This window comes from Bacillus sp. MYb78 (genome assembly GCF_002975115.1).
Lineage (GTDB): Bacteria > Bacillota > Bacilli > Bacillales > Bacillaceae_G > Bacillus_A > Bacillus_A cereus.
Genome location: NZ_PCOB01000002.1, coordinates 25550 through 48270 on the forward strand (window position 1 = coordinate 25550; position 22721 = coordinate 48270).

Below are 22721 nucleotides of genomic sequence, written 5' to 3' on the forward strand. Positions count from 1 at the left end.
TAATGGCTATTGAATGGGTAACAGAAGGCAATTACGAAGATATTATTTATTCAACATACAATGGTATCGCAAAGATTTCGATTAACCGCCCTGAAGTACATAACGCATTCCGTCCAAAAACGGTAATGGAGTTAATCAATGCATTTGCACACGCTCGTGATGATGCAAATGTTGGCGTTATCATTTTAACAGGAGAAGGTGGACGTGCATTCTGTTCTGGCGGCGACCAAAAAGTTCGCGGTCATGGTGGATATGTAGGTGACGACCAAATCCCACGTCTAAACGTATTAGACTTACAACGTCTAATTCGCGCAATTCCTAAACCAGTTATCGCAATGGTAGCAGGTTATGCAATCGGCGGTGGACACGTACTTCATATCGTATGTGACTTAACAATCGCTGCAGACAACGCTGTATTCGGACAAACAGGTCCTAAAGTAGGAAGCTTTGACGGTGGATACGGAGCTGGTTACTTAGCTCGTATGGTAGGCCACAAGAAAGCTCGCGAAATTTGGTACCTATGCCGTCAATACAACGCACAAGAAGCGCTTGATATGGGCTTAGTAAATACAGTAGTACCATTAGAAGAGCTTGAAGCAGAAACAGTACAATGGGCACAAGAAATTTTAGCAAACAGCCCAATGGCACTTCGTTTCCTAAAAGCTGCATTCAACGCAGACACAGACGGTCTAGCTGGTATTCAACAACTAGCTGGAGATGCAACGTTATTGTACTACACAACTGACGAAGCAAAAGAAGGTCGCGACGCATTCAAAGAAAAACGCAGTCCGGACTTCGGTCAATTCCCTCGTTTCCCGTGATGAAAGCGGAGCCGACTGTTTTGCCTCGTAGGAAGGCGTGAAACGACCGACTGTTCTAGCCACTGTAGCTGGATAAGGTCAAACCGGAAACAAAACAACTAAGAGACTTGATATCATATCAAGTCTCTTTCTTTCATGAAAGGAGAATGAATGATGGAGACGATGCCAAATTGGTTAATGCAACGTGCATTTTTAACACCAGATCGCACTGCAATTGAAATAGAGGAAGAGAAAGTTACTTTTATGGAGCTACATGAAAAAGTAGTATCTGTTTGTGAACACCTCACGTATGTTGGAGTGGAGCGAGGGCAAAAGGTGGCTGTTCTGATGAAAAATGGTATGGAGATGATTACAGTTATTCACGCCCTATCTTATGTAGGTGCAGTAGCTGTGCTTTTAAATACGCGTCTTTCAAGAGAAGAGCTACTTTGGCAAATGGATGATGCTGAAGTTGTTTGTTTAGTAACGGATCAAGATTTTGATGCTAAAGATGTTCCTGTTTATTCATTCGCCGAAGTGATGAATGGACCAAAAGAGGAAGCCTCTATACAAGAAGAGTTTTCTTTAGAAGAAGCGATGACAATTATTTATACGTCTGGGACGACAGGCAAACCGAAAGGCGTTATTTTAACGTACGGCAATCATTGGGCAAGCGCAGTCGGTTCGTCGCTTAATTTAGGACTTCGTGATGATGATTGTTGGTTAGCCTGCATGCCGATGTTCCATGTTGGCGGGCTATCTCTTTTAATGAAAAACATTATGTACGGCATGCGTATTTTACTTGTTCCGAAATATGATGCTGATTTTATTCATAAAGCACTTCAAAAAAGAGGAGTAACAATTATTTCTGTCGTTTCTAAAATGTTAACTGATTTATTAGAGCGACTTGGGGCAGAGACATATCCATCTTCTTTACGATGCATGTTACTTGGCGGAGGGCCAGCGCCAAAACCACTATTAGAAGCATGTGTAGAAAAAGGGATTCCTGTATATCAAACGTACGGTATGACAGAAACATCTTCGCAAATTTGTACGTTATCCGCAGATTACATGTTAACGAAAGTAGGATCAGCTGGAAAACCACTATTTCAGTGCCAACTTCGTATTGAAAAAGATGGCGTAGTAGTGCCACCATTTGCGGAAGGTGAGATTGTAGTAAAAGGACCGAACGTAACAGGCGGTTACTTTAACCGTGAAGATGCGACGCGAGAGACTATTCAAAACGGATGGCTTCATACTGGCGACCTCGGTTATTTAGACGAAGAAGGGTTTTTATACGTATTAGATCGTCGCAGTGATTTAATTATTTCTGGCGGAGAGAATATATATCCAGCTCAAATTGAAGAAGTGTTGCTTTCTCATCCGGCAGTAGCGGAAGCTGGTGTTGTCGGCATGGCTGACGATAAATGGGGACAAGTACCAGCTGTTTTTGTTGTGAAAAGCGGGGCGGTAACAGAAGAAGAAATTCTTCATTTTTGCGAGGAGAAGTTAGCGAAATATAAAGTGCCGAAGAAAGCATGTTTCTTAGAGGAATTACCACGTAACGCTTCGAAAAAATTGTTAAGACGAGAGTTAAGACAATTAGTGGAGGAGATGTAGGTGGAAATAAAAAAAGCGACACTGTATATAACGGAAATGCCACTCGTAATCCCGTTTGCTGCAAGCTACGGGACTTACGAAAAGCGTGAGAGTATCGTTATTGAATTAGAGGATACGGACGGGTACATCGGATTTGGGGAAGTCGTTGCATTCTCTGAACCGTGGTATACGGAAGAAACGGTGAAGACAGCGCTGCATGTACTGCAAGACTTTTTAATACCTGATTTATTAAAGGCTGAAATTTCTCATCCGAATGAGGTACCGGGTCTATTTCAACATATAAAAAGAAACCGAATGGCAAAAGCCGGAATAGAGGGGGCTGTTTGGGATTTATATGCGAAGCGTCAAAAGAAATCGCTAGCGACAGTACTTGGCGGAACTAGTCATGAAATTGAAGTCGGCGTTGTAATTGGCCTTAATACGATTCCAGTTATGTTAAAACAAATCGAGAAGTACGTGGAAGAAGGATACGAGCGTTTTAAAGTGAAAATAAAGCCAGAGCATGATTATGAGTTATTAAAAGAAATTCGAAAAGAGTTTCCGCATATCCCGCTAATGGCTGATGCAAATTCAGCATATACATTAGCGGATACAGAGAGGCTGAAACGACTAGATGAATTCCAATTAATGATGATTGAACAACCGTTAGCGGATTACGATTTTCTTGATCACGCGGAGTTGCAAAAGAAAATTGAAACGCCGATTTGTTTAGATGAAAGTATTCATGGTTTAGAAGACGCACGCGTTGCGATTACGCTTGGTAGTTGCCGCATCGTTAACATTAAGCCAGGGCGAGTGGGCGGATTAACAGAGTCGGTTCAAATTCATAATTATTGCATGGAGCATAACATACCCGTTTGGTGCGGCGGTATGGTAGAAATGGGGGTTTCACGAGCGCAAAATGTTGCTCTTGCTTCACTGCCGAACTTTACGATTCCTGGTGATATATCCGCTTCTAGTAGACATTGGCAGAGGGATATTATTTCACCGGAAGTGACGCTTGAGGGCGGGAAAGTGATTGTACCGCAAAGTGTTGAAGCTGAGTATAAAGTTGACCGCGAAAGATTGGAAGAAATTACGAAGCAGCGAATTGTTTTTGAGCGGTAAATGGAAGTTTCATTAGGATGCCCGCAAGTAGCGAGAGGATTTTGTCGTTCATTGTCGGTAAGTCGATATATTTCAATAATCGCTGATATAATTTTATTTACAAAGGTTACTTTAACGAGTAGCCTTTTTGTATTGTACAAATTGGATAGACTAGTTTACAATCGAGCGTATAAAAATGGAATGAAAAAGGGGGAGTAAAATGAAACGCATTTCAATTTTAATCGCTGATGATGAGGCGGAAATTGCTGACTTAATTGAGATACATTTAGAAAAAGAAGGGTACCATGTTGTGAAAGCAGCGGATGGGGAAGAGGCGGTTCATATTATTGAAACGCAGCCAATCGACTTGGTAGTTTTAGATATTATGATGCCGAAAATGGATGGTTATGAGGTGACGCGTCAAATTCGCGCGAAACATCATATGCCAATTATTTTTTTAAGCGCGAAAACTTCGGACTTTGATAAGGTGACAGGTCTTGTACTAGGTGCGGATGATTATATGACGAAGCCTTTCACACCGATAGAATTAGTTGCACGTGTAAATGCACAACTGCGTAGGTTTTTTACGTTAAATCAACCGAAAGTAGCGGAGAGTAAATCTGCTTTAGAAATAGGCGGAGTCGTAATTAATCCTGAGCGCAGGACGGTTGATGTGTATGGTGAGCAAATTGAATTAACGCCGAAAGAGTTCGATATTTTATATTTATTAGCGAGTCATCCGAAGAAAGTATACAATGTGGAAAATATTTTTCAGCACGTATGGGCGGATGATTATTATGAAGGTGGAAATACAGTAATGGTACATATTCGTACTTTGCGGAAGAAACTTGGAGAAGATAAAAGAAAGGATAAATTAATAAAAACAGTGTGGGGAGTAGGTTATACTTTCAATGGCTAATATGATGAAAAGTTTTCGATTTAAAATGATTGCCTTATTTGCGTTAAGTATGGTGCTTGCAGCAACTGTAACTTATATAATTTATAAAGGATTGCAGTTGTATTATAAAACGATGGTTCGCTACGAAGAGCCTTTAGCACAATTTAGGTCAATGGTAAGGGAATTTGGAGACATTAACTTCTTTTTAATTTTCTTTATTCCGTTATCTATTATCTTTTTCTTCTTTTTGACAAAACCGTATTTAAAATACTTTGATGAAATTTCTAATGGGATTCATCATCTTGCGAACGGTAACTTTACGAATAAAGTTCAAGTTTCATCAAATGATGAGTTTGGAAATATCGCGCGTGAAATAAATGTTGCAAGTGAAAAGTTAAAAGAAGCTGTTGAAAGAGGAGATTTTGCTGAAAGTAGTAAAGATCAGCTCGTTGTGAATTTAGCTCATGATTTAAGAACACCGTTAACATCCGTGTTAGGATATTTAGATTTAATTCTTAAAGATGAAAATTTAACAAAAGAACAAATTAAACATTTCTCCACAATTGCATATACAAAATCGCAAAGACTGGAAAGTTTAATTGATGAGCTATTTGAAATTACACGTATGAATTATGGCATGCTAAAACTGGATAAAAAGCCGATTGATATAAGTGAGTTGCTTATACAGTTAGAGGAGGAATTGTATCCGTTATTAGAAAAACATCATTTAGAAGCTAGATTGAATGTGGATCCTCATTTACCGATGCACGGTGATGGGAAATTGTTAGCTAGAGTATTTGAAAACTTGTTAACAAATGCCGTTCGTTACGGGTATGATGGGCAATTTGTTGATATGAATGGGTATGTTGATAATGGAGAAGTTGTCGTACAAATTATGAATTACGGAGATAGCATTCCAGAAGAAGATTTACCTTATCTTTTTGATATGTTTTATACAGGTGATAAAGCGAGAACAGAGAACCGTGGCGGGACAGGCCTTGGACTATTTATTGCGAAAAATATTGTCGAGCAACATAACGGTACGATTTCTGCTGAGAGCAATGTAGTTAGAACGCTATTTGAAGTACGATTGCCAAAAGACGAGAATGTAACAATTTAATAAAAATTTAAACTTTACCCCACTTTTTATTTTAATAGTTTTTTCTATTCTATACGTAAGTTACATTAAGGAGGAACTAGAAATGAAAAAGTGGGTATTTATTTCTTTTTTTATAGCATGCACAGTATGTGTAGGCGTTTATATATCACCGTTATTTCAAAAGGAAATCGATGTTAAAATTGTCGGGAAAGATGAGCTAGTAAAGGCGGCAAACACCGAGGGGAAAGAGATTACGAAGGAACAAATTTATAAGGGCGATTTATTATTAGTTAACAGGGATTATCCAGTAAAAAAAGATAGTATTAGGTCTGATATTATAAATGTAAATCATAATAGTGAATTAGTAAGAGGTTATGTAATATTTGATAGAAATCTTCGTTTATCAAAGGATGTTGTGAAAAAGTTTTTGAACGTTGTCGATGCGGCTGGAAAAGAAAGTGTTAACCATTTTTTGATTAGTAGTGGTTATAGAGATTTCCAAGAGCAAAAACAGCTATATGAAAAAATGGGATCTGATTATGCACTTCCAGCAGGATACAGTGAACATAATTTAGGATTATCACTGGACATTGGGTCTACTCAAAAGAAAATGGAGAAAGCGCCTGAAGGAAAATGGATTGAAGAGAACGTATGGAAGCATGGCTTTGTATTACGTTATCCGAAAAATAAAAGTAACATTACTGGAATTCAATATGAGCCATGGCATATCCGTTATGTCGGCCTACCTCATAGCGCAATTATGCAAAAAAAGAATTTTACACTAGAGGAATATTTAGAGTTTTTAAAAGAGGAAAAAGAGGTTTCAACTGAAGTAGAAGGTAAGAAATATACTGTTTCTTATTATAAAGTTTCTGAGAATATGAAAGTGAACGTTCCAGCAAACAAGCAGTATGAAATTTCGGGGAATAATATGGATGGAGTTATTGTGACGGTTCAGGAATAGAGAAAAAGGCTGTGCCATTTGGGACAGCCTTTTCTTATATAAGAAAGGAAGTGACGTTTTTTGTCGGTAAATCGATATTCTTTGTCGAATCGTTAATATATTATAAGTTATGATAGATATAATTGAAAAATCGTTGATATATTGTAAGTTATGATAGATATATTCAAAAAATCGTTGATATAATTTCCTATACTATTAGCATTTTGGAGGAGCATCTTTTTATGTATTTTTAAACATTATAACGTTATATTTACTTCTCCCTTTTTTTGTGTTACGCTAAACGTGTGAAAGAGATATAAAATGAAACTTTAATGTAAGCGTATTCTTATGGCTTCTTATAGAAAAGGGTGGAAATACAATGACAGAACGATTCGTACTACGTAATGTGAAACGTGTGAACGGGGAAGAGATTGACATTGTAATTGAAAATAACAAAATCGCACAGGTGACGAAAGCTGGTGCTGGCGAGGGTGGAAAGGTTCTTGATTACTCTGGTACTTACGTATCGAGTGGCTGGATTGATTTGCACGTTCACGCTTTTCCAGAGTTTGATCCGTATGGCGATGAGGTAGATGAAATTGGCGTTAAGCAAGGGGTAACGACAATTGTTGATGCGGGTAGTTGCGGTGCTGATCGCATTGCAGATTTAGTAAAAAGTAGAGAGCAGGCAAAGACAAATTTATTTGCCTTTTTAAATATTTCTCGCATCGGTTTGAAACGAATTGATGAATTATCCAATATGGAATGGATAGATAAAGAGAAAGCGATAGAAGCAGTAGAAAAGTATAAAGATGTAATCGTTGGGTTAAAGGCGAGAATGAGTAAAAGTGTCGTTTGTGATAGTGGAATTGAACCGCTGCATGTAGCGCGCGCTTTATCTCGAGAAACATCATTACCGATTATGGTACATATCGGTTCAGCGCCTCCCCGTATAGAGGAAGTTGTACCTCTTTTAGAAAAAGATGATGTGATTACACATTATTTAAATGGGAAAGAAAATAATTTATTTGATGAAGAAGGGAAACCGCTACCTGTGTTGTTAGATGCGGTGAATCGCGGCGTGCATTTAGATGTTGGTCACGGTAATGCTAGCTTTTCTTTTAAAGTAGCAGAAGCGGCGAAGTGTCACGATATTGCCTTTAATACAATTAGTACGGATATTTACCGGAAGAATCGTATACATGGTCCAGTGTATAGTATGGCTCACGTTCTTTCGAAATTCCTTTACTTAGGTTATCCGCTAGAAGAAGTGATTGATGCGGTTACGAAAAATGCGGCAGAGTGGCTTAAGAAACCAGAGCTTGGCCGTATTCAAGAAGGAGATATTGCAAACTTAACTTTATTTACGGTTAAAGATGAGAAGGTTACGTTAATTGATTCAGAAGGGGATCAGCGCATTGCTGAAAAAAGAATTGATACGAAAGGGGTTGTAATTAATGGGTCAGTCATTGAATGCTAATTACGGATTAAAAAGAGTAATTAATGCGAGCGGTAGAATGAGTATTTTAGGTGTATCTGCTCCTACAGATACGGTAATGGATGCGATGAAACATGGTGGACAAAATTATGTGGAAATTGCTGATTTAGTAGATAAAGCAGGAGACCATATTGCGAGAATTCTAGATTCAGAGGCAGCGGTCGTTGTGAATTCAGCATCGAGCGGAATTGCACTTTCTATCGCTGGTATCGTTACAGAAGGAAATCGCCGTAAAAGTGAAAGACTTCATCAAGAAGTAATCGCGAAAAACGAAGTGATTATGTTAAAAGGTCATAACGTTCAATACGGTGCTCCTGTTGAAACGATGATTTACTTAGGTGGAGGAAAACTCGTTGAAGTTGGCTACGCAAATGAAGGGAAAGCAGAACATATTGAAGATGCGATTGGCGAAAATACAGCAGCAATTCTTTATGTGAAATCACATCATGCAGTGCAAAAAAATATGATTTCTGTTGAAGAAGCATGGGAAGTAGCGCAGCGAAATAACGTACCACTTATCGTTGATGCGGCAGCTGAAGAAGACATTCAAAAATATGTGAAGTATTCAGATCTTGCTATTTATAGCGGTTCAAAGGCGATTGAAGGACCTACTTCTGGTATTGTTGGCGGGAAACGAAAATATATTGAGTGGCTGAAAGTGCAATTACATTGCATCGGAAGAAGTATGAAAGTCGGGAAAGAGACAACTTTTGGCTTACTTCAAGCGCTTAATGAGTACGGAGTAAAAGAAGATAAGAGCGAGCAAGAAAAAGAATTGCTACAAGTACTTATGCCGCTAAAAGAATTAAATGGTGTAAATGTAACGATCGTTCAAGATGAAGCTGGAAGAGCAATCTTTAGAGCTCGTATTCATATTAAAGAGAAAGAGTTAAACAAATCAGCAAGAGATGTTGTGACTGCATTACGCGAAGGGGAAATCGCCATTTATACACGTGATTACGGAGTAAGACAAGGATTCTTTGATATTGATCCGCGTCCACTTCAAGGTGATGACATACATGTGATTGAAGAAAAATTGAGAGAAATCGTAGGGGGAAACTAAAATGACAAACATTCAAAAACGTTTTTATAAAGGCCGCGTAGCATTAAATGTATTAGCAAACAATATAGAAAATGCAAAAGATATTTTTGAAGCAGCAGAAGGTTATGTAGTAGTGGGAGTGTTATCAAAAGACTACCCAACAGTAGAAGAAGCTGTTACAGCTATGAAAGCATACGGAAAAGAAATTGATGACGCTGTATCAATCGGACTAGGCGCAGGAGATAATCGCCAAGCAGCAGTTGTAGCTGAAATTGCGAAGCATTATCCTGGTAGCCATATTAACCAAGTGTTCCCTTCAGTTGGAGCAACGCGTGCAAATCTCGGCGAAAAAGATAGCTGGATTAATAGTTTAGTATCACCAACAGGAAAAGTAGGTTACGTAAATATTTCTACTGGCCCAATTAGTGCGGCTGGAGAAGAAAAAGCAATCGTTCCAATTAAAACAGCAATCGCACTTGTGCGTGATATGGGCGGAAATTCATTGAAATACTTCCCGATGAAAGGGCTAGCTCACGAAGAAGAATATCGCGCAGTTGCGAAAGCTTGTGCAGAAGAAGGATTCGCATTAGAGCCAACAGGTGGAATTGATAAAGAAAACTTTGAAACAATTGTACGTATTGCGCTTGAGGCAAATGTAGAGCAAGTTATCCCGCACGTATACTCTTCTATTATTGATAAAGAAACTGGTAATACGAAAGTAGAAGATGTTCGTGAATTATTAGCAGTCGTGAAAAAGCTAGTTGATCAATATGCGTAAGAAAATTGCAGCGTTCGGCGAAGTAATGATGCGCCTGCAAGTACCTGGATATGAATTGTTGTCGCAAGCTAACACGTTAAATTACTCATTTTCAGGTACAGGTGTGAACGTTGTAGCGGCACTTTCTCACTTAGGGCATGAAGGGCTTCTTATTTCAACTTTACCGGAAAATTCGGTTGGAGATGCAGCTGTATCTTACATTCAAAAGTTAGGGATTCAAACTTCTCTTGTTTCAAGAGGCGGTAAATATGTAGGTATGTATTTTTTAGAAAATGGATTCGGTGCACGTGCAAGCCGCGTTACATATTCGAATCGATTAGAAAGTAGCTTCAATACGGCATCTGAAGAGATGTACCAATTTGAAGAAATTGCTAAGGAGATTGATATCGTTCATTTTTGCGGTATTACACTTGCGATGAATGATACTGTACGCCATCATATGAAGTCTTTAGCGAGAGCAGTTAAAGAAAACGGAGGAACCGTCGTTTTTGATTGCAATTATCGTCCATCACTTTGGGGAGAAGACGGATATGAACAGGCAAAACCGCATTATGAAGAAATGCTGGGGCTTGCTGATATCGTTATGATGAACGAAAAAGATGCGATGTTCGTTCTTGGAATGAAAACAGAAGAGACGGAGCGAGAAGCGCAGCTGCTGGATCTTATTCCAAAGGTAGCTGAAACGTATCATATCGCTACAATCGCTGGTACTCATCGCTCTATTAACAGCGATAATACACATTCGCTTCGCGGGTTTATATGTAAAGCTGGTTCGTTAACTTTTGCAAAAACACTTACGTTTTCTGTATATGATAGAATAGGTGCTGGAGATGCTTATACGAGCGGAATTATTCATGGCGAGATAAAAGAGTTTGCACCAGAGAAAGCTGTTTCATTTGCGTCAGCAGCTGGAATGCTAGCACATACAATCGTCGGTGATACGCCAATGTCATCAGAGAAAGATATACTTCGGGCGATGACGGCATCAGTAGGTGATGTAGAAAGGTAGTGGGTGTAACAGTGAACGTAACGAGGAAAAAAGGACCATTATATTTACAAATAAAAAATATTATTCGTGATCGAATATTGCATGGCGTATATGCGATTCATACGAATATTCCTTCAGAACCGCAATTAGAAGAAGAGTTCAAAGTTAGTAAGATTACAGTGCGTAATGCGATTAAAGAACTCGCTCAAGAAGGATATTTGGAAAAGAAGAGCGGCAAAGGAACGAAAGTGATTCGTAATACTTCTGCGACAAAACTGTCAAAGGGTAAGAAATTTACAGAAGTGTTAGTGGAAGAAGGATATAAAGTACAAAAGAAATTATTAAAAGCAGAAATCGTTCATAATGAGGAAGGAACAGTGCCGTTTCGATTATTCGGTAAAGAGAGTTTTCGTATCGAGCGCCTATATATGTTAAATGATACGCCGTATATTCATTATACGCACTATTTCTCAGCTCGAATGGCGAGTACAGATTTATCGGACTTTGATTTACAATCGCTTTACGATTTAGTTGAGGACCGAGGTATACATTTAGAAAACTTCAGAGATGAATTCGCGGTTGGGCTTGCACCTAATTTCGTTGCAGAAGCGCTAGGTGAAAAAGAGGGAACAGCGTTATTAAAACGTATGCGCTATTCTTATGATGAAGTTGGCGAAGTAATTGAATATAGCGAAGGCTACTACAATACAGAAATGCAGCATTATGTAGTGAATTATGACGTATAAAAAAGAGGGGATGTTCCCTCTTTTTTTATAAAGTAAAACTTTAATTAGTGGAGGAGGGCATCACCCACTAATTATTAGCCCACACCAATCGGGATAAAAGTAAGGAGAATGAGAGCTGGATATATACTTATTAATCGTCACGTTACTTGCGATCACAATTGTTATTTTAGGGGTATCATGGTGGAAATGGCATGCATTTATTAGTTTAACAGTTGCGAGTTTGTTTTTAGCTATTATGTCTGGACTGAACTTAACGAAAATAGTGGCTGCCTATGAAACTGGTGTTGGTAGTGTACTAGGTCATTTAGTTGGTATTTTGGCACTTGGAACTATACTCGGGAAAATGATGTCTGATTCAGGAGCAGGCATGCAAGTTGCAGATTTCTTTATTCGATTTTTCGGCGTAAAAAAATTACCTTGGGCTATGTTATTTGCAGGTTTTGTTATAGGGATTCCCGTCTTTTTTGAAGTAGGGATTGTTATTTTATTACCACTTGTAATTTCAATTCGAAAAACAACGAAGCAAAACATATTATTAATTGCTTTACCTGTTATTGCGGGATTATCTATCGTACATGGGCTAGTACCTCCGCATCCAGGTGCCATGACTGCAATCGGTATTTATAACGCGAACTTAGGAAAGGTACTTTTATATTCATTAATTATCGCGTTACCGACGGCTATTATAGCAGGCCCAATATTTGCAAAGTGGGTACATAAGAGGGTTATACCTGAAAATGAACCGGAGCTTGTTCGAGTTACGACAGTATCAACTGATTTGCCAAGTCGTAAAGTTTCATTCTTTATTATTTTATTACCAGTTGTATTGATGATTTTATCAGTAGTTGCACCATATATTTCATTACCGAAAAAATTAACTGAATTTTTCGTGTTTATAGGAAGTCCAGTAATCGCCTTACTTATTTCATGTTTCGCAGCATTTTATTTACTTGGTATCAAACAAGGTATTAATAAAAAGATGATTAAAAAATTAACAGATGAAAGTTTATTGCCTGTCGGTTCTATTATTTTAATAATTGGTGCAGGCGGTGGATTTAAACAAATATTAATTGAAAGCGGCGTTGGAACAGCTATTGCACAAATGGCAGAACATATTTCGTTATCACCAATCGTATTAGCTTTCATGGTAGCTGGTTTAATTCGAATTGCAACAGGTTCAGCTACAGTAGCATTAACGACAGCAGCAGGGATTGTTTCACCAGTTATTCAGCACATGTCTGGTGTGAATTTAGAGCTTCTCGTTATTGCAACCGGTGCAGGTTCATTAATGTTTTCTCACGTAAATGATGCAGGGTTCTGGCTTGTAAAAGAGTATTTAGGTTTGACGGTGAAGGAAACGTTTAAAACGTGGACGGTACTCGAGACATTGTTATCATTTATTGCATTCGGTTTTGCCCTTTTGTTGAATATGTTTCTTTAGGAGAGGAGGTCAGATTTAAACGAATAAAACCTACAGAGAAATTACATTTCCTCTGTAGGTTTTATTCGTTTTTTGTGCTTTCTATTACTTAATGGAACGGACATACTGATCTTCTCCATCGTCTTTGACAAAGACTCCTAGCTCATTCAAATCTTTGCGTAAATGCTTCTTTTTTTTCGAGTTTCCTTCTCGAAGGGCATTTCGTCTTTCATACAAAATAGTGTTTATGCTTTTATTAAATCGCTCATCCTCTAATTTCCATAAGCTATACTCATGTTTATAAGGATCTTGTTCCACCCAGGGGAAGCCGTGCATTAAGAAAGTATCTTTAATTTTGCTTGGGTTAATGTCAGATGTTTCACGTAACCATTCTCGCTCTTCTTGATCAATGATAACCACTTGACGCTTATCTACAAAAACGGCTTTTACATTTGATCTGGTGATTTGTTTCTTTTGATCGTCCTTATTCACGTGAATGCTTTCCGAAGTAATGTTCATCTTTAAAGCGTCACTATAAATAATTAAAGAAAATAAAATTCCTGCAAAAACACCAATTAGCATGAGGATAATAGGAAGCCAGAAGGGGTTAATAAAATTTAAAAGTTCTATAATTTTTGAATCAGAAAAGAGAGGAATCCTTTTTATAATCTCTATTAATTTAGGTGAAAAATATCCAATAATGCCTAAAAGGATTGGGCTTACTATAGCAAGTAATTTTTCTAAAAAACCTAATCCAATGACAGATGCCTTTTTCATGTGTAGTTCATCCTTTCATATATATTTTTTTAATCAAGGCATATTTAAACAGTGAGTTTCTTCACCATTTTTATGAGCTCATCTGAGTAATTTTCTATGGATATAGATGAATTTGCCTTCAGCATTCTTTCTTCGATTGCTCCTAAAATAAATGAAGCTAATGTGTCGGTTTGGAAAGAATCGGAAAACACGCCATTTTGTTGACCAGTCTTCAAAATATCTAATAACATCGTTCTAAGAGCATCCTCCTCTTCGTCGTCTTCGATTCTGTAATAAGGAACGTTCTCTTCATTTCTTGCATTAAAGACAATCTCAATTAAGGCAATATTATTTTTGTAATGAGTTTCTTGATAAGCCAAGTGTGCTTCAATAAAAGCCTCTAGTTTATTTATTTCAGATTGAGCTAATAGTACTCGATTACTAATAAATTCATGTTGTTTGGCAACTAAAAATTGTAATGTGCGATTCATAAGGTAAAGCTTATCGTTAAAATGATAAGAAATAAGTCCGGTGCTAATCTTAGCTTTTTTTGCTACCTTCGTTAAGCTTAAGTTGTTATATCCAACCTCTTCTAATGTATCAATACATGCAAGAATAATTTGTTCACGCCTAGCCTCTGCAATAAAAGAATCAGTCACGCTATTCAACTCCTAATTTATATGATTTAAATGTATAATCAAAAAATTGATTGATCGTTCAATTAAATATTAGTAAGAAATTAAGAGTATGTCAAATGTTTTATGCTTACATCTGGATAAGGCTCATTCGCTTTTTAATAAAGCCCAATTCCTAAAACAAGCCCGTTTTTAGGTAAGCCAAGCTTCCTATTCGCCCTGAAAACATAATATAAATGGAATCCCCTCATTTAGAGCAAGGTGAACTTGTTATGAATGATACTAAAGGAGGAATAGGGTAATGAGCGAAAAGTGTGAACACAGACATGATGATTGTAACCGCAGACATGGTTGCGGAGGCGGTTTTGCGCTTCTAATCGTATTGTTTATTTTATTAATTATCATCGGTGCTAGCTGCTTCGGCGGAGGCGGCGGTTGTGGCTATGGTGGTTATGGCGGTTATGCTGGCGGCTACGGCGGATATTGCTGCTAATTATTAAAAACTATTGAAAATAGCCTTGTGCATATTGCACAAGGCTATTTTATTCATATTTTTATATGCTGTGATAATTTATTAATGTACAGAGAACGGATTAAGAAGAAGAAAATGATCTCGATAATCCCGAAAAAGGTGAGTACGATACATGTCTCTTTTAATAAGGAGAAAGAAAACATGCTTTGTAAAAACTTAACCGCAAATAATGTGTGAACACCAGCAACGATGTAAGGAACGAAAAATAAAATTCCTAATTGAATCGTTGCAGAGCGAAACATTTCTGATTCAGTTAAGCCAAGCTTTGTAATCGTAATATACTTTTGTCTTTCAGTTGTTAAGTCATTATACATACGGAAATATAAAACACTAGCTGCTCCGATAAAGAAAATAAAGCCGAGAAATGCCCAAATAAAGAATTGAGCGACTGCATTTCCTTTACTATGAACGAGTTCATCCGTAGCTGTATAAATATAAAATGGTTTAATGAAATTTTCTTCATTTTTATGTGCTTCATACAAAATTTCTGCATCATGATCTAAGCTTTTTAATATATTTTTTGTTGGGACAATTGCATTTTCCCAATTTTCCACGAAGTAGTTATAGACTGTAATTGTTTCAATATGAGGAATCATATTTTCAATTACTTCATCTTGCATCACAATTAAGTGAGGTAATGCAAAGGGAGGCTCAATTCCTCTATTAATAAAACCTTTAATTTGAAATTCCTTTTTATTAGAGCCAAGTGTAATTGTGTTCTGCTTCGCAAATGGGTTAGACACGAGATTTAATAACGCTGGTGAATAGCGAGAAATATTATAAACTTGTGAAGAATCGAGAGTGATTTTTGGTCTGTTTAATTGCTGTGCTATTGCGTTATAATCACTCATTTTCATAATGGCAATTGATTCTTTTGAAGCTGTATCTTTTAAAACGGTAAACTTATATTTGTCATATTGAAAATTAGCATTTGTAAGTTCAGTTTCAATCGTAGTAATATGCTTTTGTTCAAATGCATTAACACCTTCTGATGTATAGGTGAATGGTATTGGATATCGTTCTAGTATGGGTGCTTTCGTATTATTGTTTGCAGCAAATAACCCGATAATAATTGTAAATGCAAGTGCAGATAGCATAGAAACAATAAAGAGTACATTAATATTACTGCGTGTACGAGAAACTAAATCTGAAATCCATAACATATTTATTTGTTTTAAGTAAAACTTTCTTCGTTTCTTTAAAATATAGATAAAGAGAAGAAATGTTTGTGAAAAAAATAAATACGTCCCAATCACTACAAGCGGTAAAATAGATAGCATAATTAAGAATACAGATCCATTTTGTGCATTTTTTTCCGTTATGTAGCCTTGCGGATAACCGGCAATATAATAACATAGTCCTAAACAAGTTAAAGCAAATAGTGAAATGAGTATAGATGGTTTTTTTTCGCTCTTCTCTTTGTTAACACCCTTAATAAGCTTCGTTGTTTTTCGAGTACGAATAAACATTGGTGTAAATGTAGAAACGATTAAAAATAAAATGATAAACGTTACGGTTGTAACGATAATCGCTTCTGTTGGCCAATATAAATAGAGACCTTTCGCGTTTGTTAATTTCGAAGTGACTAATAAGAAAAAGTTAGAAAATACAAGTCCACCTTGAATGCCGATAAAGATGGATAATATCCCAATTATCATGTTTTCGGTAAATAACAATCTTTTTAATTGTCTCTGTGAGATACCAAGAATAGTGAGTATCCCGAATTGCTGCTTCCGCACATTTAAAAATGTTCCAATTGAATATAAGAGAAAGAAGAACGAGAACATAACAATCACAAGCTGTGCTGTACTAGCTAAATTCATTAGAGGATCACGTTCTTGAAAGCTTTGTACACTCTGTAAGCGTGGATGATACGCGTATACAGTAAATGAAAAGAAAACCATGATAGAAAACGCACTACTTACAAAGTAGGCGAAATATGCTTTTGAATTACGTGAGACATTTTTAAATGCGAATTGCCAAAACGTCATCCACGTCTTCCTCCTAATAAGGCTAGAACATCTAATATTTCTTGATAAAACTTCTCGCGATATAATCCGCGGTGCAGTTCATTGTAAAGCTCTCCATCTTTAATGAAAATAACACGGTTACAATAACTTGCTGCAAACGGATCGTGCGTAACCATTAAAATCGTTGCATCTTCTTCTTTGTTTAATTTCGTAAATAACTCCATCACATCAATAGCGGCTTTTGAATCCAGGTTCCCTGTCGGTTCATCGGCTAGTAAGAGAGAAGGGTGATGAATAACAGCACGTGCTACTGCAGTACGCTGTGCTTGTCCTCCAGAAACTTCAAAAATACGTTTGTCCAAAATATGATCAATTCCAAGCTTTTTTGAAATGTTATCAAGCTTTTCATCCATTTCTTTTAATGGAACATTATCTAATGTTAAAGGTAGTACGATATTTTCACCGATTGTTAGTGTATCTAGTAGGTTAAAGTTTTGGAAAACAAATCCTAACTCTTGGCGGCGGAAAATAGCTAACTTCTCTCTACGAAATGTGTGTGGTTTTTTTCCGTTAATAACGACGTCACCAGAAGTAGGAGAATCAATTGTAGAAATAACGTTTAAAAATGTAGATTTCCCGCTACCAGATGGACCCATAATGGCAACGAATTCCCCTTTATCTACGTGTAAATTTATATTTTTTAAAGCAGTATGAGGGACTTTTCCCTCATATACTTTTGAGACGTTTTTTATGTGTAATACTTCTTCCATAGTAATCACCTTTCTACTTTTAAAACTTAATATGTTGTGATAATTTTTGCATATAAAAGGAACGAATTAAAAGGAAAAATAAAATTTCAACTGTTCCAAAAATCAACAGTACGACTGTAATCTCAGCGAAGAACGAGAGATGTAAAACTTCTTGTAGCATCTTTGTCGCAAACATCGTATGGATTGACGCCATGATGTAAGGCACGAAGAAAAGAATCGCAAGCTGAATTGTCGCTGAACGTTTCATTTCAGTTTCAGTTAAGCCAATTTTCGTAATCGTTATATATTTTTCTTGCTCATTTGTTAAATCTGTATACATTCGGAAGTAAAGAACACTACCAGCACCGATAAAGAAGATAACACCTAAGAAAGTACCAATTAAGAAGAACGAAGCGACATTTAGTTTTGTCTTATATAGGGAATCGCTCGCTTCACTTGCATGGAAAGGTGGATGCTCTGCTTGAATTGCTGCATTATCGTTATCAATTTTTGTTATAAACGATGAACCGATATTATGTGCTTTTTCCCAATCTGTAACTTTGAAGTTATATACACTCATTTGTTTGGAAACTGTGGATAAGGATTCTACATTTTCATCAGATAGTATGAGTAATTGGTATATTAAGCTGTTTGGGAATGGGCTATAACTTTTATATTCTTTCACTTGTAGTTGTAAATTGTTTTGAGTAAGTGTAAGAGTATTTTTCTTTTCTTCATTGTGAAGTGTTCCAATAACTTGATCATCTAAGTCTTTCATAAGAATATAAGATTCATTCTTATTTACCGTGAGTTTTTCCCAATTTAATGCTTTAGCAAGTACATTATAGTCACTTTGTTTAATTGCGTAATAGAGCTGCGTGTTATCTTCAGCTGAAGATACCTCATATATATCCGTTTTAAATTTTGTATAAGTAAAGTGCTCTTCATTAAATTTCTGCTCTAACCAGTTTAAATGTTCATCAGCTAATGTATTTTCAGTATGCGATAAATACGTAAACGGGAAAGGGTTCTGTCTAATTGCATCAAACTTTGTAAATTTCCCAAAACCGTATAAGAATGTAATCATTGTAAAAGCGAGTGTTGATAGCATCGCTACAATAAAGAGCATGTTAATGTTTGTCCGAATGCGCGCTGCTAAATCCGAAATCCAAAGCATATTAATTCGTTTCATATAAAACGTTCTTCGCGTTTTTAAAATACGAATAAGTAAAAAACTAATTTGTGAAAAGAAAAAGTATGTTCCAGCTGCAATAAGCGATGGGATGACAAATATACTAGAGACGGCATATAAAAGCCCAATGATGTCACCTAGCGACATAAAATACAACGGATTTGCGGCTAACGCATATCCACATATTAAACACGTCGCACCAAATAGAGAGATGAGCACGGATGCTTTTCTTTCTTTTTGGTGTGTTCCTTCTTTTAAAAGACGTACGGCTTTTCTCGTACGAATGAGCATCGGTGTAAAAGATGATACGAGAATGAAGAGCCCAAGAAAGATGATGATAGTTAAAACGATAGCACTTGTAGGCGGATATAAATATAAACCAGGTACGTGTGTAATTTTGGCGGTAACTAATAAAAAGAACTGTGAAAAGACAACTCCAAGTTGAATGCCAAAAAATATAGAAAGAGCACCAATTAACATATTTTCTATAAATATGAGTCGCTTTAATTGTTTTTGAGATATGCCAAGTACTGTTAAAATCCCGAACTGTTTTTTTCGTACTTTTAAAAAGGTCCCGATTGAATACAGTAAAAAGAAAAATGAAAAGAACACAATGACAACTTCTGAAATTGTCATTAATATGTTCAGAGAATAATTCACGTCTGTCATATGCAATTTAGGATGAAATAAATAAACTGCAAATGAGAAAAAGATTGCAATGGAGAACGCACTGCTTACAAAATAGGCGAAATAAGCTCTGGCGTTCCGCGTCACGTTTTTAAATGCAAACTGCCAAAATGTCATTCACCTGAACCTCCTGATAGGGTGAAGATGAGAAGAGCATAAGAAATACTCTTTTCATCAAGTTTGTTTTAAATATTTTGTCCATTCGTGTATTGTGATAATTTTTGCATATAAAGTGAACGAATGAATATGAAAAATACGATTTCAACGAATCCAAAAATAATAAGAACGGCTGAAACCTCTTTGAACAGAGATAAACCAATTACATCTTGTAGCATTTTTGTTGCGAACATTGTATGAATGGATGCCATAATGTACGGAATGAAAAATAAAATACTAAGTTGAATGGTTGCAGATCGTTTCATCTCTGTATCTGTTACACCGATTTTAGAAATCGTTATATATTTCTCTTGTTCGTTCGTCAAATCCGTATACATTCTAAAGTAAAGAACGCTACCAGCTCCAATGAAGAAAATAACTCCTAAAAATGTCCCAATTAGGAAAAATGCAGCACTGCCTGATGTTATTTTGTATAACGATCCTGCTGATTCAAAGGAACGAATAAGAGGTCCTTCATACTGGGATTTATTTCGATCTTTTTGCACTTTTTCTATAAAATTATCAGCAATTTCATATGTCTGTTCCCAGTTTTGAATTTTGTAATTGTATGCTGATATATGCCTTACGGTGCTAGGTAAGTTATTTACGATAACATCAGGCAAAACTATCGTTTGATATGAAAAGCCAGATGGAATTGCATTCACATGCTCATAGCCTTTCACTCGTAATTTCGTATTTGTACTAGAGAGTGTAATGTAATCTCTTTTGTAGCTTTGCTCAAATTCGTTGAATATGGTGTTATAAGATGTCCCTGTTAGCACATATGCTTCGTTATCATCCATAAATAGTTGTTTCATTCGTAAAGAATCTGCAAGTTTGTTATAGTCACTTTGCTTAATTGCGTATACGTCATTATAAATAGCTATATCTTTATCTTCTTTTAGTGGTGTTTCATATATATCAGCTTTTATTTTTTGATAGGGGAAATGCTCTTTTTGTAATTGTTGCTCAAGCCAATTTAAATGCTCTGTAACAAAAGGGTTCGCATCATAAGAAAAATAAGAAATTGGAAAAGGAGAAGTTCTATTCACCTCTAGCTTAATAAATTTCCCGAATCCATATAGAAACGTAATCATTGTGAAAGCAATTGTAGATAGCATCGCTACAATAAACAGCATATTAATATTCGTTCGAATACGGCTTGCTAAATCCGAAATCCAAAGCATATTAATCCGTTTCATATAAAACTTCCTTCTTTTCTTTAAAATATAAATAAGTAAGAAACTAATTTGTGAAAAGAAGAAATATGTTCCAATTGTAACAAGCGTTGGGATAACGAAAATACTTGAAACCATATATATAACACCGATTTGCGGGCTTACTGATACGAAATATTTAGGATTTCCAGCTAACGCATAACCACCAAATAAACAAATCGCACCAAATAATGAAACAAGTATGGATGGTTTTCTTTCTTTTTGTTTTCCACCATTTGTTTTTAAAAGGTGTACTGCTTTTTTTGTACGAATAAGCATTGGTGTGAATGCAGATACAATGATAAAAAGACTAAGGAAAACAATGGTTGTTAAAATAAACGCGTTAGTAGGCCCGTATAAATATATTCCTGGAACATGCGTAAGTTTGGCTGTTACTAATAAGAAAAATTGAGAAAAAACAACTCCAAACTGCATGCCGAAAAAGATAGATAAAATCCCGATTAACATATTCTCCATAAAAATAAGACGATGTAATTGTTTTCTCGATATTCCTAAAATGGTCAAAATACCAAATTGTTTTTTTCTAACTTTTAAAAAAGTACCAATGGAATATAGTAAAAAGAAGAAAGAGAAAAATACAATTACTACTTCTGAAAATATCATTAATGCTGAAATTTCATAGGTCATGTCAAAGTTTTGTAATTTCGGATGGAATAAGTAAACAGCAAACGAAAAGAACACAGCAATGGAAAAGGAACTACTTACAAAGTAAGCAAAATAAGCTCTCGAGTTGCGCGTGACGTTTTTAAATGCAAATTGCCAAAATGTCATAGATTATACCTCCGGCTAGAAGATATAGAAGTAGTTGTATTGCAAAAAATGTATGAGAGTGAGTTCTCATACATTTTGCTTGCATATGTTACGATCATGCTTCGGTCACCTTCTCCGTATGTTCTGCTTGATTATTTGCAGCGTTGTGGAAGATGATTTTAATCGTCGTTCCTTTACCAACTTCAGAATCTAGTTTGACAGAGTGACCTAAATAATCACAAATTTTACTTACAATATAAAGTCCCATACCAGTAGATTCTCCGAAGGCGCGACCGTTTTTCCCAGTGTAAAACGGTTCAAATACTCTTCGAATATCTTCTTGTGGAATACCAACACCTTCATCACGAACTTCTAAAATAATATCTTTTCCGTTCCGGTAAGCAGATAAGAAAACTTTCTTTCCGCGCTCACCGGAGTAACGAACAGCGTTTGTCATTAATTGATAGATGATAAATTTTAGCCATTTCGCATCAGAAGCAACTTTTAAATCAGAATGGACTTCTAAAACAGGGAAGACACCATTACGAATGAATAGTTCTTTTAATCCATTAATATTTTTTGTTACCGTATCTTTTAATGAAATCGTCTCGACATGGAAATCTTCATGGAAGTTATTTAACCTAGCCATGTATAAAGCCATATCAAGCCCTTGGTTTAGACGCTCTAATTCTTTTTTAAACTTTGGAATTAAATGCTCGTCTTCCATTTCTAGCACCATAAGCTGCATAACAGAAACAGGTGTCTTCATTTGATGTACCCAATGGTTAATGAATAGTTGATGTTCTTGTTGTTTTACTTCATACGATTGTAGTTCTTTTTGGAAGAGGCGGTACTGCGTACGCACGAGTTCATTGACACCGTGAGGCATCGGAGCAGTCGCTCTTTCAATAAACGCATCTTCCATTTTTTCTGGTTGCTCACTTAATCTATGGTACATTCTACGATTGCGAACGTAACGGTAAGCGAGGAAACAAATAAATAAATATAAACTTAAAACGACGAAGTAAAATTTATTGTTTTGAAATCCATCTACTGCATCATAAAGAACGAAAATGATACCGAAGTTTAAAACGTACAGTAGGAAAAATGCAAAATGATCACGTAAAAATAGCTTCAT

20 protein-coding genes are annotated in these 22721 nt (G+C 36.3%); 13 read left to right on the forward strand and 7 right to left on the reverse strand.

Translation table 11 applies throughout. From position 1 onward, the window contains the following. Positions 1–2: 2 nt before the first annotated feature. From menB to gntP, 12 genes are all read left to right on the forward strand, one after another. Positions 3–821, forward strand: a complete 819-nt coding sequence (gene menB / locus CQ064_RS03955; RefSeq protein ID WP_000963892.1) for a 1,4-dihydroxy-2-naphthoyl-CoA synthase — start codon at positions 3–5, stop codon at positions 819–821. 153 nt (positions 822–974) lie between these two features. Beyond that, positions 975–2420, forward strand: a complete 1446-nt coding sequence (locus CQ064_RS03960) for an o-succinylbenzoate--CoA ligase (RefSeq protein WP_000449576.1) — start codon at positions 975–977, stop codon at positions 2418–2420. Further along, entirely contained in the window at positions 2421–3527 is a 1107-nt protein-coding gene (gene menC, locus CQ064_RS03965; protein WP_000403309.1) for an o-succinylbenzoate synthase, read from the forward strand. Positions 3528–3726: 199 nt separating this feature from the next. Beyond that, positions 3727–4425 carry a response regulator transcription factor gene (locus CQ064_RS03975; protein WP_000822510.1) on the forward strand — a complete coding sequence of 233 codons (699 nt, stop codon included), beginning with the start codon at positions 3727–3729 and terminating at the stop codon, positions 4423–4425. Then, a complete protein-coding gene (locus CQ064_RS03980) occupies positions 4418–5524 on the forward strand; it encodes a sensor histidine kinase (RefSeq protein ID WP_000002602.1) in 1107 nt (368 codons plus the stop codon). The genes CQ064_RS03975 and CQ064_RS03980 overlap by 8 nt, the downstream gene beginning before the upstream one ends. Positions 5525–5606: 82 nt before the next feature. Beyond that, positions 5607–6467, forward strand: coding sequence for a D-Ala-D-Ala carboxypeptidase VanY (locus tag CQ064_RS03985; protein ID WP_000759399.1), 861 nt, complete (start codon positions 5607–5609; stop codon positions 6465–6467). 358 nt (positions 6468–6825) lie between these two features. Continuing rightward, positions 6826–7926 (forward strand): amidohydrolase/deacetylase family metallohydrolase, encoded by a 1101-nt coding sequence (locus CQ064_RS03990; RefSeq protein ID WP_000139935.1) that lies wholly within the window; start codon positions 6826–6828, stop codon positions 7924–7926. Continuing rightward, complete coding sequence (locus tag CQ064_RS03995; RefSeq protein ID WP_000531615.1) at positions 7904–9007, forward strand: DgaE family pyridoxal phosphate-dependent ammonia lyase; 1104 nt, start codon at positions 7904–7906, stop codon at positions 9005–9007. Before CQ064_RS03990 ends, CQ064_RS03995 begins: the two co-directional genes overlap by 23 nt. A 1-nt stretch (position 9008) precedes the next feature. Then, on the forward strand, positions 9009–9764 hold the full coding sequence (dagF, locus tag CQ064_RS04000) for a 2-dehydro-3-deoxy-phosphogluconate aldolase (RefSeq protein ID WP_000181907.1): 756 nt from the start codon (positions 9009–9011) through the stop codon (positions 9762–9764). Further along, positions 9757–10773, forward strand: coding sequence for a sugar kinase (locus CQ064_RS04005; protein ID WP_001227518.1), 1017 nt, complete (start codon positions 9757–9759; stop codon positions 10771–10773). The genes dagF and CQ064_RS04005 overlap by 8 nt, the downstream gene beginning before the upstream one ends. Next, positions 10773–11498 carry a GntR family transcriptional regulator gene (locus tag CQ064_RS04010; protein ID WP_000539259.1) on the forward strand — a complete coding sequence of 242 codons (726 nt, stop codon included), beginning with the start codon at positions 10773–10775 and terminating at the stop codon, positions 11496–11498. The genes CQ064_RS04005 and CQ064_RS04010 overlap by 1 nt, the downstream gene beginning before the upstream one ends. 115 nt (positions 11499–11613) lie before the next feature. Continuing rightward, positions 11614–12939 carry a gluconate permease GntP gene (gene gntP / locus CQ064_RS04015; RefSeq protein WP_000356187.1) on the forward strand — a complete coding sequence of 442 codons (1326 nt, stop codon included), beginning with the start codon at positions 11614–11616 and terminating at the stop codon, positions 12937–12939. Positions 12940–13023: 84 nt separating this feature from the next. On the opposite strand, the gene CQ064_RS04020 is transcribed toward gntP, so the two are convergent. Together CQ064_RS04020 and CQ064_RS04025 are read right to left on the reverse strand one after the other, a co-directional pair. Beyond that, on the reverse strand, positions 13024–13695 hold the full coding sequence (locus CQ064_RS04020; protein WP_000710352.1) for a YqeB family protein: 672 nt from the start codon (positions 13693–13695) through the stop codon (positions 13024–13026). A 44-nt stretch (positions 13696–13739) separates the two neighbouring features. Further along, complete coding sequence (locus tag CQ064_RS04025; RefSeq protein WP_000132248.1) at positions 13740–14333, reverse strand: TetR/AcrR family transcriptional regulator; 594 nt, start codon at positions 14331–14333, stop codon at positions 13740–13742. Between the two features lie 277 nt (positions 14334–14610). On the opposite strand from CQ064_RS04025, the gene CQ064_RS04030 reads away from it, so the two are divergent. After that, complete coding sequence (locus CQ064_RS04030) at positions 14611–14802, forward strand: YjcZ family sporulation protein (protein WP_001290392.1); 192 nt, start codon at positions 14611–14613, stop codon at positions 14800–14802. A gap of 53 nt (positions 14803–14855) precedes the next feature. On the opposite strand, the gene CQ064_RS04035 is transcribed toward CQ064_RS04030, so the two are convergent. The 5 genes from CQ064_RS04035 to CQ064_RS04055 all read right to left on the reverse strand — a co-directional run bounded on the left by CQ064_RS04035 (position 14856) and on the right by CQ064_RS04055 (position 22721). Next, positions 14856–16832: an FtsX-like permease family protein gene (locus CQ064_RS04035; protein WP_000144950.1), complete on the reverse strand. Its 1977-nt coding sequence runs from the start codon at positions 16830–16832 to the stop codon at positions 14856–14858. Continuing rightward, positions 16829–17581 carry an ABC transporter ATP-binding protein gene (locus tag CQ064_RS04040; protein WP_000393250.1) on the reverse strand — a complete coding sequence of 251 codons (753 nt, stop codon included), beginning with the start codon at positions 17579–17581 and terminating at the stop codon, positions 16829–16831. Before CQ064_RS04040 ends, CQ064_RS04035 begins: the two co-directional genes overlap by 4 nt. 19 nt (positions 17582–17600) lie before the next feature. Beyond that, positions 17601–19556, reverse strand: a complete 1956-nt coding sequence (locus tag CQ064_RS04045; protein ID WP_000145000.1) for an ABC transporter permease — start codon at positions 19554–19556, stop codon at positions 17601–17603. A gap of 68 nt (positions 19557–19624) precedes the next feature. Beyond that, positions 19625–21604, reverse strand: a complete 1980-nt coding sequence (locus CQ064_RS04050; RefSeq protein WP_000145061.1) for an FtsX-like permease family protein — start codon at positions 21602–21604, stop codon at positions 19625–19627. Positions 21605–21698: 94 nt separating this feature from the next. Next, entirely contained in the window at positions 21699–22721 is a 1023-nt protein-coding gene (locus tag CQ064_RS04055; protein ID WP_000765341.1) for a sensor histidine kinase, read from the reverse strand.

Coding starts and splice junctions, on each gene's coding strand:
- menB (WP_000963892.1), top strand. CDS start 3: ATGGCTATTGAATGGGTAACAGAAGGCAATTACGAAGATATTATTTAT.
- CQ064_RS03960 (WP_000449576.1), top strand. CDS start 975: ATGGAGACGATGCCAAATTGGTTAATGCAACGTGCATTTTTAACACCA.
- CQ064_RS03975 (WP_000822510.1), top strand. CDS start 3,727: ATGAAACGCATTTCAATTTTAATCGCTGATGATGAGGCGGAAATTGCT.
- CQ064_RS03980 (WP_000002602.1), top strand. CDS start 4,418: ATGGCTAATATGATGAAAAGTTTTCGATTTAAAATGATTGCCTTATTT.
- CQ064_RS03985 (WP_000759399.1), top strand. CDS start 5,607: ATGAAAAAGTGGGTATTTATTTCTTTTTTTATAGCATGCACAGTATGT.
- CQ064_RS03990 (WP_000139935.1), top strand. CDS start 6,826: ATGACAGAACGATTCGTACTACGTAATGTGAAACGTGTGAACGGGGAA.
- CQ064_RS03995 (WP_000531615.1), top strand. CDS start 7,904: ATGGGTCAGTCATTGAATGCTAATTACGGATTAAAAAGAGTAATTAAT.
- dagF (WP_000181907.1), top strand. CDS start 9,009: ATGACAAACATTCAAAAACGTTTTTATAAAGGCCGCGTAGCATTAAAT.
- CQ064_RS04005 (WP_001227518.1), top strand. CDS start 9,757: ATGCGTAAGAAAATTGCAGCGTTCGGCGAAGTAATGATGCGCCTGCAA.
- CQ064_RS04020 (WP_000710352.1), bottom strand. CDS start 13,695: ATGAAAAAGGCATCTGTCATTGGATTAGGTTTTTTAGAAAAATTACTT.
- CQ064_RS04030 (WP_001290392.1), top strand. CDS start 14,611: ATGAGCGAAAAGTGTGAACACAGACATGATGATTGTAACCGCAGACAT.
- CQ064_RS04035 (WP_000144950.1), bottom strand. CDS start 16,832: ATGACGTTTTGGCAATTCGCATTTAAAAATGTCTCACGTAATTCAAAA.
- CQ064_RS04040 (WP_000393250.1), bottom strand. CDS start 17,581: ATGGAAGAAGTATTACACATAAAAAACGTCTCAAAAGTATATGAGGGA.
- CQ064_RS04045 (WP_000145000.1), bottom strand. CDS start 19,556: ATGACATTTTGGCAGTTTGCATTTAAAAACGTGACGCGGAACGCCAGA.
- CQ064_RS04050 (WP_000145061.1), bottom strand. CDS start 21,604: ATGACATTTTGGCAATTTGCATTTAAAAACGTCACGCGCAACTCGAGA.
- CQ064_RS04055 (WP_000765341.1), bottom strand. CDS start 22,721: ATGAAGCTATTTTTACGTGATCATTTTGCATTTTTCCTACTGTACGTT.